The organism is Acinetobacter sp. YH12040, assembly GCF_013420005.1.
Classification (GTDB): domain Bacteria; phylum Pseudomonadota; class Gammaproteobacteria; order Pseudomonadales; family Moraxellaceae; genus Acinetobacter; species Acinetobacter amyesii.
Map to the genome: position 1 here is coordinate 164,349 of NZ_VOZB01000004.1, position 15,412 is coordinate 179,760.

At 41.6% G+C, this 15,412-nt stretch carries 15 protein-coding genes and 2 tRNA genes; 10 read left to right on the forward strand and 7 right to left on the reverse strand.

What is annotated here, in order from left to right; translation table 11 throughout:
• Positions 1-59: 59 nt before the first annotated feature.
• Both FTT99_RS05945 and ssb read left to right on the forward strand, forming a co-directional pair.
• On the forward strand, positions 60-1,424 hold the full coding sequence (locus FTT99_RS05945) for an MFS transporter (protein ID WP_111884498.1): 1,365 nt from the start codon (positions 60-62) through the stop codon (positions 1,422-1,424).
• 51 nt (positions 1,425-1,475) lie between these two features.
• The gene (ssb, locus tag FTT99_RS05950) at positions 1,476-2,063 is read left to right on the forward strand and encodes a single-stranded DNA-binding protein (RefSeq protein WP_078193176.1); all 588 of its coding nucleotides are present in this window, start codon (positions 1,476-1,478) and stop codon (positions 2,061-2,063) included.
• Between the two features lie 122 nt (positions 2,064-2,185).
• Here ssb and FTT99_RS05955 read toward each other — a convergent pair whose 3' ends face one another.
• Entirely contained in the window at positions 2,186-2,650 is a 465-nt protein-coding gene (locus FTT99_RS05955) for a hotdog fold domain-containing protein (protein WP_180130478.1), read from the reverse strand.
• 132 nt (positions 2,651-2,782) lie between these two features.
• On the opposite strand from FTT99_RS05955, the gene FTT99_RS05960 reads away from it, so the two are divergent.
• Both FTT99_RS05960 and ahpC read left to right on the forward strand, forming a co-directional pair.
• Complete coding sequence (locus tag FTT99_RS05960) at positions 2,783-3,421, forward strand: TetR/AcrR family transcriptional regulator (protein WP_180088777.1); 639 nt, start codon at positions 2,783-2,785, stop codon at positions 3,419-3,421.
• 162 nt (positions 3,422-3,583) lie between these two features.
• Complete coding sequence (gene ahpC / locus FTT99_RS05965) at positions 3,584-4,147, forward strand: alkyl hydroperoxide reductase subunit C (RefSeq protein ID WP_078190520.1); 564 nt, start codon at positions 3,584-3,586, stop codon at positions 4,145-4,147.
• A gap of 67 nt (positions 4,148-4,214) precedes the next feature.
• Here the strand turns inward: ahpC and FTT99_RS05970 are convergent, their stop codons facing one another.
• The gene (locus FTT99_RS05970; protein ID WP_180077962.1) at positions 4,215-5,138 is read right to left on the reverse strand and encodes a LysR substrate-binding domain-containing protein; all 924 of its coding nucleotides are present in this window, start codon (positions 5,136-5,138) and stop codon (positions 4,215-4,217) included.
• 107 nt (positions 5,139-5,245) lie between these two features.
• A complete protein-coding gene (ycaC, locus tag FTT99_RS05975) occupies positions 5,246-5,872 on the reverse strand; it encodes an isochorismate family cysteine hydrolase YcaC (RefSeq protein WP_078193174.1) in 627 nt (208 codons plus the stop codon).
• A gap of 328 nt (positions 5,873-6,200) precedes the next feature.
• On the opposite strand from ycaC, the gene FTT99_RS05980 reads away from it, so the two are divergent.
• The 3 genes from FTT99_RS05980 (at position 6,201) to FTT99_RS05990 (ending at position 9,637) form a co-directional block, all read left to right on the forward strand.
• Entirely contained in the window at positions 6,201-7,079 is an 879-nt protein-coding gene (locus FTT99_RS05980; protein WP_078190517.1) for a pirin family protein, read from the forward strand.
• A gap of 430 nt (positions 7,080-7,509) precedes the next feature.
• Positions 7,510-8,808 (forward strand): FAD-dependent oxidoreductase, encoded by a 1,299-nt coding sequence (locus FTT99_RS05985; protein ID WP_180035457.1) that lies wholly within the window; start codon positions 7,510-7,512, stop codon positions 8,806-8,808.
• A gap of 1 nt (position 8,809) precedes the next feature.
• Complete coding sequence (locus tag FTT99_RS05990) at positions 8,810-9,637, forward strand: cyclopropane-fatty-acyl-phospholipid synthase family protein (protein ID WP_180130476.1); 828 nt, start codon at positions 8,810-8,812, stop codon at positions 9,635-9,637.
• 51 nt (positions 9,638-9,688) lie between these two features.
• On the opposite strand, the gene FTT99_RS05995 is transcribed toward FTT99_RS05990, so the two are convergent.
• From FTT99_RS05995 to FTT99_RS06005, 3 genes are all read right to left on the reverse strand, one after another.
• Positions 9,689-9,764: transfer RNA gene (locus tag FTT99_RS05995), tRNA-Thr, on the reverse strand.
• Between the two features lie 190 nt (positions 9,765-9,954).
• Entirely contained in the window at positions 9,955-10,182 is a 228-nt protein-coding gene (locus FTT99_RS06000) for a hypothetical protein (protein WP_078190515.1), read from the reverse strand.
• Between the two features lie 430 nt (positions 10,183-10,612).
• Positions 10,613-10,703: transfer RNA gene (locus FTT99_RS06005), tRNA-Ser, on the reverse strand.
• Positions 10,704-10,825: 122 nt separating this feature from the next.
• On the opposite strand from FTT99_RS06005, the gene FTT99_RS06010 reads away from it, so the two are divergent.
• A complete protein-coding gene (locus FTT99_RS06010; protein ID WP_078193161.1) occupies positions 10,826-12,706 on the forward strand; it encodes a potassium transporter Kup in 1,881 nt (626 codons plus the stop codon).
• A 201-nt stretch (positions 12,707-12,907) separates the two neighbouring features.
• On the opposite strand, the gene FTT99_RS16610 is transcribed toward FTT99_RS06010, so the two are convergent.
• Positions 12,908-13,624: a hypothetical protein gene (locus FTT99_RS16610; protein ID WP_180116117.1), complete on the reverse strand. Its 717-nt coding sequence runs from the start codon at positions 13,622-13,624 to the stop codon at positions 12,908-12,910.
• A gap of 263 nt (positions 13,625-13,887) precedes the next feature.
• On the opposite strand from FTT99_RS16610, the gene FTT99_RS06020 reads away from it, so the two are divergent.
• Entirely contained in the window at positions 13,888-14,976 is a 1,089-nt protein-coding gene (locus FTT99_RS06020) for a DNA/RNA non-specific endonuclease (RefSeq protein WP_180130474.1), read from the forward strand.
• A 117-nt stretch (positions 14,977-15,093) separates the two neighbouring features.
• Positions 15,094-15,342: a hypothetical protein gene (locus FTT99_RS06025; RefSeq protein WP_180002780.1), complete on the forward strand. Its 249-nt coding sequence runs from the start codon at positions 15,094-15,096 to the stop codon at positions 15,340-15,342.
• Positions 15,343-15,412: the final 70 nt, after the last annotated feature.

Below are 15,412 nucleotides of genomic sequence, written 5' to 3' on the forward strand. Positions count from 1 at the left end.
TCGCTTTAAGCTGAATGTCCTATAATCCCATTCCAAGATTAATGAATTTTTAACCAGCTATGATGAATGCTCTTGAACGACGCTCAACTTTTGCTTTGAGTAGTATTTTCGCCTTACGTATGCTGGGGCTGTTCATGATTATTCCTGTTTTCTCTGTGGCAGGTCAGCAATATGCAGGGGCAACACCGGCACTCATTGGTTTAGCGGTGGGTGTCTATGGGTTGACCCAAGCGATTTTACAGATTCCGTTTAGTTTGATTGCAGACCGTTATAGCCGTAAACCGTTGGTGGTGATCGGGCTGCTGTTGTTTGCTTTAGGCGGTGCAATTGCGGCGATGTCCGATAGCATCTATGGCGTAATTATCGGGCGTGCGATTGCCGGTGGTGGTGCTGTATCTGCCGTAGTGATGGCTTTGTTAGCCGATGTCACACGTGAAGAACAGCGTACTAAAGCCATGGCCATGATGGGGATGAGTATCGGTTTGTCCTTTGTGGTCGCGTTCAGCCTTGGGCCTTGGCTCACAGGTTTAGTCGGCATCTCGGGTTTATTTTGGGTGACCACCATCATGGGACTTGCCGCGATTGCGATGTTGTTATTGGTACCGAAAGTAACGCGTCATCATAAAAATTTTCAACAAGGTTATCTGACGCAGTTAAAGCAAGTACTGAAAATGCCTGATCTAAATCGGTTGCACGTTTCAGTCTTTTCATTGCATTTACTGCTCACAGCGATGTTTATCTATGTGCCGTCTCAGTTGATTGACTTTGCCAATATTCCCTTGCATTCGCATGGTCTGGTGTATTTGCCGCTTTTGGTCGTGAGCCTGTTTTTTGCCTTTCCAAGTATTATTTTGGCGGAAAAATATCGCAAAATGCGCGGCATTTTCTTGACCGCCATTGGTGGCATTATTTTAGGATTGGGCATCTTAATTTTTGGTTTCGAATCAAAATATATTTTGCTGACAGGCTTAGGTTTATTCTTTATCGCATTTAATGTGATGGAGGCATTATTACCGTCATGGTTATCGAAAGCAGCTCCAATTCAATCCAAAGCGACTGCCATGGGGGTGAACGCCAGCAGTCAGTTTCTGGGGGCATTTTTTGGTGGTATGATTGGTGGGCAACTTCTGTTGCTAAATGATACGGCAATGGGATGGGGCATCCTGACAGGGCTAGCCATTTTATGGTTGATCATTAGTTTTGGGTTGGCTCAGCCGCGTTATTTATCGTCTATGGTTTTCAGTTTGCCTGAAGATAAAGAAACGGATGAATGGACTTCTCAGCTTTTAGCAATTCGTGGTATTGAAGAAGTTGTGGTGATGTCTGACCAGCAAGTGGCTTATGTAAAAGTGGATAAGCAGCAGATGGATGAATCTGCGCGACAACATTTAACGCACTTGTTAGGGAAAGAGGTAGCCATTTAACCATAACTCTTATAAAGTAAATAATAGAAACAAATAGGAAGAATACGTCTGATGCGTGGTGTAAATAAGGTCATTTTAGTTGGTACTTTGGGTCGTGACCCTGAAACAAAAACTTTCCCAAATGGTGGTTCTCTCACTCAGTTCTCAATTGCAACGAGTGATTCATGGACAGATAAAAATACAGGTGAACGTAAAGAGCAAACAGAATGGCACCGTATTGTGTTACATAACCGCTTAGGTGAAATTGCACAGCAATATTTGCGCAAAGGTTCTAAAGTTTATATTGAAGGTTCATTACGTACTCGTCAGTGGACAGATCAAGGCGGTCAAGAGCGTTACACGACTGAAATTCGTGGTGAACAAATGCAAATGCTTGACAATAATCGCCAACAAGGCGAACAAGGTCAAGGCGGTGATTTTGGTCAGCCTCGTTTTAATAATCAACAAGGTGGTTATAACAATAACCAAAACCAAGGTGGCTACGGTAATAGCTCAAACCAAGGCGGTTATGGCAATAACCAACCGGCTCAAGGCAATAGCTATGGCAATAACAACCCAGGTGGTTTTGCGCCAAAACAACAGCCTGCACCGACACCGGCTCCTGCAGCAGCAGATTTAGATGACGACTTACCGTTTTAATGAACCTTAAACACAGCGTTTAAAACGGTAGATCATCATCAAAAAAAGCCCTCAATCTTGAGGGTTTTTTTCGTAGGTCTCATCTTGAAAGATCAGTTTCATTTTGCAATTGAGTCGACGACTTATTTTTTTTCAGAAACCCACATGGTAATTACGGCTTTAAAAACGGCTTCATTACGCGTGTTGTTCACCACGACATTCACCAAATAATCACTCCCTGCATTCCACGTAAAATTAGCATCGACAGGCGTGGCAATGGCCGTTAAATCTGTATCGGCTTTTTTCAAATATTCCACAGTCATGCCTTTGGGAATCCAACGATGGCTGCTCGGAACGGTCACATCGGTCATGGTACCGCCAGCCAATTCAGCCATATTACACATGGCAATCGCGTGGACAGTGCCAATATGATTCAGCACACTGCGCTGTTTTTTCATATGTAGTTCACAGTATTGGGGCTTTAATTCATCAAAAACAGGCGAAATACTGCTGAAATACGGTGCATTCAAACACAGCAATTTAGAAAAAGTCCATTTCCCTGCGGGTTTGTTTTGGAAGGTCTTCCATAATTTTAATGCTTGGCTCATGCTTAATTATTCTTCATTATTCAGAATATAATTCTAATACGGAATAATATTCTGTTAATGGCGTAAATGACGTCACAGCTATTAAAAAAAGCCAACATTGTTTTAAAATGACCCGAGCAAAGGAAAGTATCAATGTCGTCAAATCAAGCATTATTGCAACGAATTTACAGCGGTCGCAGAGCGGAACTTAAAAGGCAGATCTTAGGAGAAGCCCTCGCGTGTTTTTTAGAGCAAGGGATTGAAACGACGACCATTGAACATGTACGAGACCGTGCAGAGACCAGTGTTGGTGCGATTTACCATCATTTTAAAAATAAAGATGGTTTAGTAGCAGCATTGTATTTTGCGGCGTTGCAAGATCAATTTGCGAAAAGGGCAGACGCCTTGACACAGGCCCAATCGCTGCAGGAAGGCATTCAAGCCATTTTGTGCTCGTATATAGACTGGGTCGAAGCCTATCCTGATTTTGCAGAATTCTTATATGCTGCAGGGTTTAGTATGCGTAAGGAAACGCTACAAGCCGAGTTAAAACAACATAATCTACAACGCAATACCGCGCTGCTGGATTGGTTGACCGCACAATCCGATTGGCATTTGATCGAGCATTTACCCAAAGAATTAATGATGTCTTTGGTCTTAGGGGCAACGGAAAATTATTGTCGGGCATGGTTATCGCATAAAGTCAAAACGCCACCATCACACTATAAACAACAGTTTATACAGGCTGCTTGGCAGGCCCTCTGTATGGATATAAAGCCTTGCTCTCATTGAAATTGATTGCTTTGTACGATGGAAAGGTAAAGATTGATTTAAATAATAAATCTAAAAATCCGATAGTTTTTATAAAAAAGTTCGGTTTTACCTATGATTTGATAAGTCGTATTCTAGCTTCAACAGATAAGCAATCCCTGAAATGAGTTAGAGGAATATCAAATGAGTTTAATTAATACTGAAGTAAAACCATTTAACGCTACCGCTTACCAAGACGGTCAATTTATTGAAGTTTCAGAAAAAGACTTCTACGGTAAATGGTCTGTGGTGTTTTTCTATCCTGCTGACTTTACTTTTGTATGTCCAACAGAATTAGGCGATCTTGCTGATCACTATGCTGAATTCAAAAAAATGGGCGTAGAAATTTATTCAGTATCTACTGATACACACTTCACGCATAAAGCTTGGCACGATTCTTCTGAAGAAATTAAGAAAATCGAATACCCAATGGTTGGCGATCCAACTTGGACACTTGCGAAAAACTTTGATGTTTTAATTGAAGCGGATGGTCTTGCTGACCGTGGTACTTTCGTAATTGACCCTGAAGGTAAAATCCAAATCGTTGAAATCAATGCAGGTGGTATTGGTCGTGATGCTTCTGAATTGATGCGTAAAGTAAAAGCTGCTCAATATGTACATGCACACCCAGGTGAAGTATGTCCTGCAAAATGGAAAGAAGGTGAAGCGACGCTTGCACCATCGATCGACCTAGTGGGTAAAATCTAATTTGGTGATCCAACCGTAGATTTAAAAAAGCCAGAACTCAGTTCTGGCTTTTTTGTGGTTTAGATCATTAGACTAAATAGCCATCATGTTCTGGAGCATAGCCACGAACTCCATCGACTAAATAGTCAATTAATCTTTCCATGACTAGGCGTTGACCTTTGCGCGAAGCATATACCAATTGCACCGTACCGACATTTGAGCACCATTCGGGGAAGAGGTGAATTAAACGACCTGCCTCAATATCTGCTTGCACGGTTAAATAGGGTAAGTCTGCAATGCCTAAACCATCGAGTGCTGCATAATAAGCACCGGCTAAGTCATTGCTTTTAATCCGAGGCTGTAAGGCAATTTCAATCTGTTCTTGCTGTCCCGTATGATGCAAATGCCATTGATAGCGGTTTTTCTGTGTGCCCAAAACGATACTCGGAAATTCTGTCAATTCGGTAATATGCTTTAACTCGCGTCCTTGTAAAAGTTCAGGACTAATCACTAAGCAATGCACGGTTTTAATCACGTCACGTACAATAATGCTCGAGTCTTCATTCTTACTAAAATTGGTGCGAATCGCCAAATCAATGTCGTCATGTAAGACATCCACACGGCGGCTAGACAGCTCGAGTTCGACCTGAACTTTGGGATGATCTTTTAAAAACTGATTTAACAAGGGGCGAATTTGATGTTTCATCATGACCGGTGGACAGCTAATTTTAACCAAGCCTTCAAGTTCACTTTTTTGCTTCAGGAGTACCTGATGCGCACATTCGACTTGTTCGATCACTTTTATGCATTCTTCATACAATTCTTGGCCTAATGTCGTGACCTTAAAGTGTCGGGTAGAACGCTGAATAAGGGTGACATTATATTTGGCTTCGAGATCTAAAATGCGTCGGCTTAATTTTGATTTTGTAATATTCGATGCTTCACTTGCAGCGCTAAAACCGCCATGTTTCACCACCAAATAAAAGTAGTAATAGTCATCAAATGAATGCATGGATCACCTTATGCAGTGAAAAATTATTTCAATTCCAATTATCATACGTCAATTTATACATCAGGTATAAAAAAAGCGGCTCGAAGCCGCTTTTTACTACTGGAGGATTATTTCTTTTCAGTATTTTGCGTATAGCTGTTGATGAGGTTACGGTAGTCTGGAATATGGTTGCCGAAAAGCGCACCTAAACCTTCAATATCATTACGCCAGTCACGGTGTAATTCACACGCGGTACCAAACCACGTCATGAGCTGTGCACCCGCTTGCGTCATACGTTCCCACGCTGAGTCGCGGGTTAAATGGTTGAAAGTACCTGAAGCATCGGTCACCACAAAGACGTCAAAGTCTTCTTCTAAAGCAGACAAGGTTGGGAATGCCACACAAACCTCAGTCACTACACCGGCAATAATCAATTGTTTTTTGCCGGTTGCTTTGACTGCTTTCACAAAATCTTCATTATCCCAAGCATTAATTTGGCCTGGTCGTGCAATATAAGGTGCGTCAGGGAACATTTCTTTGAGTTCTGGAACCAATGGCCCGTTTGGACCTTGTTCAAAACTGGTGGTGAGAATTGTTGGAAGATTAAAATATTTAGCAGCTGCAGCAAGTGCGAGCACATTATTTTTAAATTTATCTGGATCAATATCGCGAACCAATGAAAGTAGACCTGTTTGATGGTCAACTAAAAGTACCGCGGCATTGTCTTTGTCTAAACGAACGTAAGGTTTGCCCATTTTATTGTCCTCTTTCCTGTTTGCAAGTACGCAGGATCAGATGAAGTCTGCGTGTTAACTCGATTTAGCATAGCTATAAAAATGGGATAATGGAATGGGTTTAAATGAGAAAAACAATCATAATATTGGGATAATTCATTGTTGAATATGACTCAAACCCCTATATTTTTCAAATCAATGCTTGTTTTTGAGTAAATTTTAGATTGTATTACTGATTATTGTTCTATATTTGAGATATATAATGCTATTTGGATGATGGTCAGCAAGTATTTCAAAGCTTAAAATAAGCGCTATGTTCATCCTATCGTATGAATATAGGAGCTAAGAAATGAAAAAAGTAATTGGTGTTTATCGTAATCAGCAAATGCATTGGGTGGGTGATGGTTTTCCAGTCAAAAGCTTATTCTCCTATGATCGTCTAGGTCAGGCCATTAGCCCATTTTTGCTTTTGGATTATGCGGCACCTTATCAGTTCGATCCCACCACTGCACAGCATGGCGTGGGTTCACATCCACATCGTGGTTTTGAAACTGTGACTATCGCCTACAGCGGTGAAGTGACTCATAAAGACTCAAGTGGTGGTGGCGGCACAATTCAAACGGGTGATGTGCAATGGATGACCGCAGGTTCGGGTTTGGTACATGAAGAATTTCATTCGCCTGAATTTGCTCAAGCAGGTGGTCTTTTTGAGATGGTTCAATTGTGGGTGAATTTACCGGCAAAAGACAAAATGACTCAGCCTCGTTATCAAGCGATCACGCGCCAAGATATTCCACGCATAGACATGGATGAAGGTGCAGGCCATATTCGGGTGATTGCCGGTGAAATGGGTGGTCACCTTGGGCCAGCACAGACCTTTAGTCCAGTGAATGTCTGGGATGGTGAGTTAAAAGCTCAATATGAAACCACCTTACATGTACCTGAAGGGCATAACACCATTTTGGTGGTCTTGAAGGGTGAGGTTGTGGTGAATGAAAGCCATAAAGTTCAAGACAGTTCGATGGTCATGTTTGCCAAAGACGATATCGCCATTCAGCTACAAGCGTTGCAGGACACACAATTTCTGTTACTTAGCGGTGAGCCACTAAATGAGCCGATTCAAGGTTATGGCCCATTTGTGATGAATAGCAAAGCTGAAATCATTCAAGCCTTTGATGATTTCAATAACGGAAAATTTGGTGAAATTGCGCTGGCGCATGAAGCTTAAGCGAAAATCATGTCGTTGAAATAGCCGAAAAAAAAGCCTCTGAATAGTCAGAGGCTTTTTTATTAAGCGCTGTAGTATTTATAGTTGTCATGATTTAAATATCATTTTACTTTTTATAAATTGTGATGAATTTATCACTTTCTTATGTGGCGCATCTTAGCGAGACTTGGCTTTAAAGTAAACCGAAAGTTATAAAAATGGTTAATTTAATTGTTTGGTTTTATGGGGTAATTAAAATTTTAAAGAAAAATATGTTTAAAAAACAAAGCTTAAATTGTGTGCTTTTTGACTGTAAATATTTGTAAATTTAACTTAAAAACCGCTGTACTGAAATCCATACAAAAAATGCGAATCTGGTATTTTTTAATAGCTATTTTTAACTTCTGATCAGTCATACTTTTAAACTGTGTTTTATAGATGGAAAAGAAAATTGGAAATTGCAGTCATCGGTAGTGGCATGGCTGGGCTGGCTACCGCAAGAATTCTTAAAGACGCAGGGCATAACATTACAATTTTCGAAGCTCTGCCTGGTCGTGGTATGGATAGCCACAGCACTGAGTTTGAAGGCGGCTTAATCGATGCCCCTTTGCGTGTGATGAATCCACACCTCTGGAAAAATACCTTAAGTTTGGCGACCCATTTAGGGATTAAAACTTTCCCAGTCCGTACCTATATGGCATGCAGTTGGCTCTTTGAAGATCGTACAGAAACGTGGTTGACCACTAGTCGTAGCCGTATTGGTAATTTCCCAATTATTAATAACCGTAAAGGCTTACAACAATATGGCTGGCGTTTAGTCAAAGGAATGTTGCAACTTAAAGCCGCGATCACTCGATTTTTTAAATCAAAAAATCAGGACATTACGCTTGCTGAATTCATTAATAAAAATGAAATTGAAGAAGTATTTTGGCATGGTGCGGTCATGCCTGTGTTGTATACCATTTGCACCTGTAATCCGAAAACGATTGGCGAATGGCCTGCGAAACCGCTGTTGATTTTCTTGCGTCAATTGACCAATGGTGATGCCTTGCTGCGTATCCAAGGCGGTACACCTGCGTTGGTTGATAAACTGATTGAAGGTTTAAATATTCAAAGTGGTACGGCAATTACCAAAGTGCACGAGCAAGACGATAAAGTCTTGGTGGAAACTGAGGCCGGAGCACATCATCTATTCGATCGCGTGGTTGTTGCGACACCAACCACCAAAACGGAAGAATTTTTAGATCCAACCCAGTTTGCTGATGATATTGAGCTCTTAAAGAAATTTAAATTTGAGCAAGGTCAGTTGGTGATTCACACCGATCAAACCGTGATGCCGCCGAAGCGCAAAGATTGGTCTGTACTAAGTTATATGATGGATCGTAAATTTACCCGTCAGCAATTTACCGTGTGGCTGAACTCCATTGAGCCGAGCTTGGTGGGTAAAACCCCAGTGTTCCAAACTTGGCAACCAGTGACACCGATTGATCCTAAAAAAGTGATCTCTTCGGTCAGTTTGACACGCGCAGTGGTGGATTCACATACGGTGGCGCTGAATAAAGAGTTACAGCAACGACATTTATCCCCTGAGCGTAAAGTCTTCTTTTGTGGCTCATGGTCTTGCGATGGTCTGCCGATTTTAGAGTCCGCGGTAACGTCTGCTATGCATATTGCAGAAATTTTTGGTGCGCCATTGCCGTTTGTGGGTTTAAAACCTAAAGTGGAGGTTGCCCCTCAACTCGGTTACTAACATGAAATGGCTTCAAGCAATTCGTCAGTACGTCCCTAGCCATAAATATGCGATTAACAGTCGACTACTCGGAGATGATGCGGAACTTGCTTGGAGTAATTTGGGCTATTGGGATGATGCAAAATCATCCTATCCTGCAGCCTGTCAAAAACTCGCTTTCCATCTTGCCGAATCCATTCAATTAAAATCTAAAGATCGTGTTTTAGACCTTGGTTGTGGGCAGGGCGCGAGCTTGGTTTTTTGGATGGAACATTTTCAAATTCAAAACTTATCCGCAGTCGAATTGCAAACCGAATGTGTGGAAAAAATCCAAAAAAATTTAAATTCAAAAATCAAAATACAACAAGATTCATTTTTGAATTTAAAAAATATTTATCCACAAAACTGTATGGATGCCGTACTGTGTATTGATGCTGCGTATCATAGTGATTTGAATTTATTGCTTTTATCAGTGGTTGATGTTTTGAATTCAAAAGGACGCTTTGCTTTTCACTATTTAATGTTATCCGATGCGTTTTTGAATTTAAATTCATTACAGCGACTGAAATATCAAAGTCTGTTGAAAGCTGCAGATGTGAATTTGAAAAATTTAAATTCAAAGCAAAATTTACAACACCAAGTGCAACAGGCAGGTTTCGAAAATATCCAGATTGAAGATATCAGCGAATTCGTATTTCAGGGTTTTGCCGATTATATTCAAGAACAAAAAAGTCAGATGAGCCTGAGTCATGTGGATCAATTCAAAATCAAGATGACGGCAAAATTGTGCGAAAAGTTGTATCGAGACGGGCTGATTCGTTATGTGCAGATTAGCGCGAGGAAGCCATAAAAGAGCGGCTCTAAAAACATCAAAGCCTCACTAAAAAGCGAGGCTAAGAAATGGTGCCGGCACACGGATTCGAACTGTGGACCTACTGATTACAAGTCAGTTGCTCTACCAACTGAGCTATGCCGGCGTTGTGGAATGCATTCTACAGATTTTTTGAAGTGGTGCAAGTTAAAAAAACAGCAAATCGAATGTAATTTATACGTTTGATTTATTCAGCATTCGACCGATGTTTGGCTCTAAAAACCAGAGAAATAAAATTAGGTAATATTTCGCCCACAAGATGTGGGCGAAAAAGTAGGATAGATGAATGTTGGGTGCTATTTCATTCTTAAAATTTGGTCTAGATCCTGTGCGCATTCTTCAAGTGTATATGCCATCTCCAGTTGCATTTGGGGGCGGAGTTCATTGGCGAGCTTTCGCCATTCGTCAATCAGACGCTGTGCTTTTTGAATTTTATGTTTATTGATGTCTTTGGCAAGGGTTGGGGTATAGCCACCACGTTTGGCGTTCTTGATCTGCTTAACATAGTTCTGGCTGTTATTCATGTTCTCTCCGGAATAGCAGTGATATATGAAAGGTGTTTTTTAAGTTTTTCGTTGATCAAGTTAAAAGTACCGCAATCGCGTTTCAGTTCTATGATGTTTAAATTAATGAATAATTTTTTGAATAGTGCCTATATTGAGAGGATGATTAATTTTTAGCACAGGCTTAAGTAATTGTCTTTAGAATATAAAATTTGTATTTGTAAATAAACGTGTCTTTCTTGCTGCCAATAAAAAATCCATAAGTCGTGCATTAGGAAAAAAACGTGTGAATTAAATCCATCAATCAGGACTCAAATATTGTGATGTCATTAAGCCAAAAAGTTTAAAGATCAATTAGGTAGAAATATTTAATATTGAGGACAATAAAATTAAAAAAGGCCTAAATTTTATCAATTTAGACCTTCATTCTGCTTGGCATTGCAGTTTATTCTGGCGGTGAAAGAGGGATTCGAACCCTCGAAACGCTATAAACGTTTACACACTTTCCAGGCGTGCTCCTTCAGCCACTCGGACACTTCACCTTTTGCGCGGTGGATAATAGCGAAAAAAATATATTCTGCCAAGAGAAACAATTGAATTAGACAAAAACATCTTGAGCGGTGCTATGATTCGCAAAAATCCTGTCTAAATTGAAGACAATTATATGCAAAGTACTGCACAAAAAGCCGCATTGCCTGCCATCACCTTGGCAGCTTTGGGCGTAGTATTCGGAGACATTGGAACGAGCCCGTTATATGCGCTGCGCCAATGTTTTCTCACAGCACACTTGGCGATTAGCGAAGCGTCTGTGCTGGGTATTCTGTCCCTGATTTTCTGGTGCATCATGCTGACGATTAGTTTTAAATACGTCAGCATCATTATGCGCGCAGATAACAATGGCGAGGGCGGTATTATGTCGCTGTTGGCCTTGAATCTACGAACCACACGAATTGCCGAAAACAAAAAAATCTACCTGATCGCCCTTGGCTTTATTGGGGCATCTTTGTTCTTTGGTGATGGGATCATTACCCCCGCAATCTCCGTGTTATCTGCGATTGAAGGTTTAAGTATTGCGACGCCGATGTTTAACCAATGGCTGCAACCCTTATCGATTGGTATTTTGGCGGGGCTATTTTTAGTGCAACGTCATGGCACAGGCACGATGGGTAAATTCTTTGGTCCATTGACGCTCATGTGGTTTTTATCCATTGGTGGTTTTGGACTATGGAGTATTTCACAAACGCCATTTGTGTTGACCATGATCAGTCCGCATTGGGCTTTCAATTTTGTGGTTCAGCAGCCCTATGTTGCATTCCTGACCATGGGTGCGGTCATCTTAACGATGACAGGTGGTGAGGCAATCTATGCCGATATGGGGCATTTTGGCCGACTCCCAATCCGCTTGGCATGGTTTATTGTGGTGATGCCGTGCTTGTTGTTGAACTATGCGGGCCAAGGTGCTTTGCTACTGCGTAATCCAGAAGCTCTAGCCAATCCATTCTATATGCTGATCCCAGAATGGGCACTGTATCCAATGATTGCTTTGGCGACAGCGGCCGCGGTGATTGCCTCTCAAGCGGTGATCACAGGGGTGTTTTCTATGGTCAATCAGGCGATTCAATTGCGTTATTTGCCGCGTTTGACAGTGAAACATACCTCTGAAGTTGAACGTGGTCAGATTTATTTGCCATTTATTAACTGGGCATTGTTTATCTCGGTGCTGATCTTGATCTTGCTGTTTGAAAACAGTGCGAATTTGGCCAGTGCGTATGGCGTAGCTGTGACCATGACCATGCTCTGCGGTACGATTTTGATCTCAGTTTTGGCTTATGGTTTATGGCGTTGGCCGGTTTGGAAAGTGGCAATATTTGCCGTGCCATTTTTATTGATTGATTTGATCTTTGTTGCATCGACATCATTAAAAATCGCAGCGGGCGGTTGGGTTCCAATCCTGATTGGTGCGGTATTGTTTACGATTTTAATGACGTGGAAAGATGGTCGGGCATTGGTGCTCAATCGACTCGGTAAAGATGCTTTGCCTATTGACCTGTTTATTCGCAGTGTCAGCATGGGTAGTGAAACCAAGTTTGTTCCAGGTGATGCGGTATTCTTGACAGGAACGCCTGAGATCGTGCCTCATGCCATGTTGCATAATATCAAGCACAACAAAGTTCTGCATGAACGCAATATTATGGTTACGGTCAACACCCGAGATGTGCCATTTGTACCCGAAAATGAGCGGGTGATCACGGAAAAACTTGATGATCGATTCTATCGAATCACGATGTTTTATGGGTTTAAAGACCAGCCGAATATTCCTGCCGCTTTGGAACATGCGTATCGTGAATTGGGCTTTGAATTTGATCTAATGCAAATCAGTTTCTTTATTTCCAGAGACCGTATTATTCATACCTTGGGTGAAGGCATGGCACCTTGGCGAGAAAAGCTGTTTATCTCTATGCAGCGAAATACCAGTCCAGTCAGCGATTTTTATCAAATTCCAACCAACCGTGTGGTTGAGTTGGGCAGTCAGATTGAAATTTAAGACGTAGATTGAACTTTTAGGCATAGATTTAAAAGTTAAACATGAAAAAGCCAGATCAATTCTGGCTTTTTTATCTGTAATAATTGAATTTTTTTAGTCCAAAGACATAGAGATCATTCTGTTGCTTTTTCCTGGGAGGAGTATGCGAGCAAAGCAACAGAATGAAGATGTTGCGTTATTTCATCCTTGAAAATACGCTGATTAGTTGATTGTCGCGTCTACATCTGCAGAGGCTTCAGGCGCAGCTTGGATGGCTTCGTCAGCAACAGGTGCTTCTGGGTTGGCTTGAATTGATGCATCTGCAGGATTTGCACTTTGAGTTTCAGGTGCTGCCATAAAAGCATCTTGTTGTGCTTGAGGAGCTTCAGGCAATGCAGCCGATGCGCTATCGGCATTCACTGGCGCTTCTGCAGAAGAGGCAATGACTGGCGCAGCATTGGCATCCGTTGCTACGGCTTCAGGTGCTTGCTGTGCTGTTTCCACAGGTGCTTCAGTTATAACGGCTTCAGGTGTATTGGCCACTGCTGTTTGTTCAGTTGGAACGGACTGCTCTGTAGGTGCAGCAGCTACACTTTGCTGTTCATTTGCGAGTGCATTTTCCGCTTCAGTCACTGCTTGTTCAGCATTTGCAGGGACTGCAGGGGCATTCGGATCGATTTGGTTTGCCTGAGCCTGTTCAGGGTTTAAGGGCTGTTCTGTTGCAGCGGCATTGACTTGTCCGGCAGGAGCTTCAACCAATTGAACTTGGCCACTTGAAACTAAGTCCTGAATGGAACCAGGTTGACCATTCACGGTGGTCACAATTTTGACTTTAGATAAGCTTTCTAATGTATCACCGGGTTGAATCGGCGGTTCTGCAAATGCTGCTGCGCTCATTAAACCTGAAATTAAACCTAAACCTAAAATTTTAGAATGCATAATCACTCCGTATATTTTTATCGCAATTTTTCGTATTTTTACCTTGTCATAATTCTTGAGGCGAATTCAATGAAACATACGCAACTGCTTCATGACCTCCTATAAAGAACTGCACAACTGCGACATAAAGTTACATCAACTGCTGCTTTGTTAAACAATATTTGTGTGATTGTTAAGCAAATTAAAAAAGAAAAGTGTACTAAAATTTGCACCCTTGCTAAGCTGCGGAAAAATAGTCCTTTTAGAAGTCATTGTTGTAAGTCATGGTCAAAAAGAAACGCAATTCAGCAAATCCGCTTTCACAGTTATTTGGGCAAAATGGCATAAAAGTGCTGTTGGGTCTGGTGGCAACAGGAAGCTTTGCTATTGCTTTCGGGCAAGAAAAAATTCAACAACTTGTTTCTATGAGCAGCACTTCAAATAGCGCCTGTTTGGACCAATTTTATCGTGAAGTGCCACCTTATTTGGTCCGTGAAAGCCTACATAAAAACAGTTTTCCACTGTGTTTTAATGGCTTTAATGTCATGTATTCAGGGATATCCAAGACACCGCTTTGGGTTGCAGAAGCATTAACCCCCGCACGCCTGAGTCAAAAAATTCCGCGTGAAGATAACTTTCATGAAGAGACTCGCGTGCCGTCTGAATATCGGGCTTTGCTTTCAGACTATAAATCTTCAGGCTATGACCGTGGACACATGGCGCCAAATGCCGATATGCCCAATAAAGCTGCGCAGTTAGACAGTTTTTCTTTGGCCAATATGGTGCCGCAAGCTCCAAAAAATAATCAGCAAGTGTGGCGTGAGTTAGAAGAAGCCACACGGGCGATAGTGACCAAACAAAAGCAAGATGTCTATGTGGTGACGGGGCCGGTATACAGTGCGAAAAAATTAAAAACCATCGGGCAAGGGGTCATTGTGCCGACCGCTACTTATAAGGCGATCTATTTGCCGAAAAAAGGTGTTGCAGGCGTGTACTATGCAGACAATACCTTGCGAGATACGGCACCGACAGTCAAAGTCATGAGTATTTGTGCGCTAGAAGAACTGACTGGAATTAATTTCTTTCCAGAATTAACCGAAGACCAAAAGCGTAATACCTACCGTTTGCCACTCAAAGCCACCCAAGTAAAAGCAAATCAAGATATCGCTTATTTGCATTGGGATGCTGAAAGCCAGTGTGCTGCAGATGTCGCAGAAGACAAGATTTTAAGTTTGCAAAAAGACTTTAAATCGAGTGGTGGATCCGTGGGTGGGACTTCCACGGCAAGCAGTGAAAATGACAACAATCAAGATGCCTTGGTCAAACAATTGATTGAAGAAATTTTGCAATATCTGCTACAAATTTTGAAATAATCGAGCAGCTAATAGCGCTGAACTGCGAGTGATGAAGAGGATCATTGCTTGCAGTTGAAATCTTTTTCACGTATTTCTATTGCTGCATCACTACAACAAAAAAGAAGGATATCTAACATGTTTAAAGCATTTGAAAATGACACAGCGTCGCATGCAATTCATGACTTAACACTAGAAAATGGCCAAGATCGAATTAATATTTATGGAAACCTACAGGTGACGAAAGACCAAGCTGGATTAGCTGCAGCGAAAGCTTTACAGGCATTTTTCAATGATGTGGTGACCACGCTTGAGGCAGAAACCAACTTAGCTGAAAAAATAGCGCAGGGCGGTGAAGAAAACGAAGTAGAAAATCCATTTCTTTAATGCTGTGTCATCGGCTGTCGAAGGAAGCAATGCTCAATTTGGGATGAATGAAAAAAAGCTCACAGGTTGT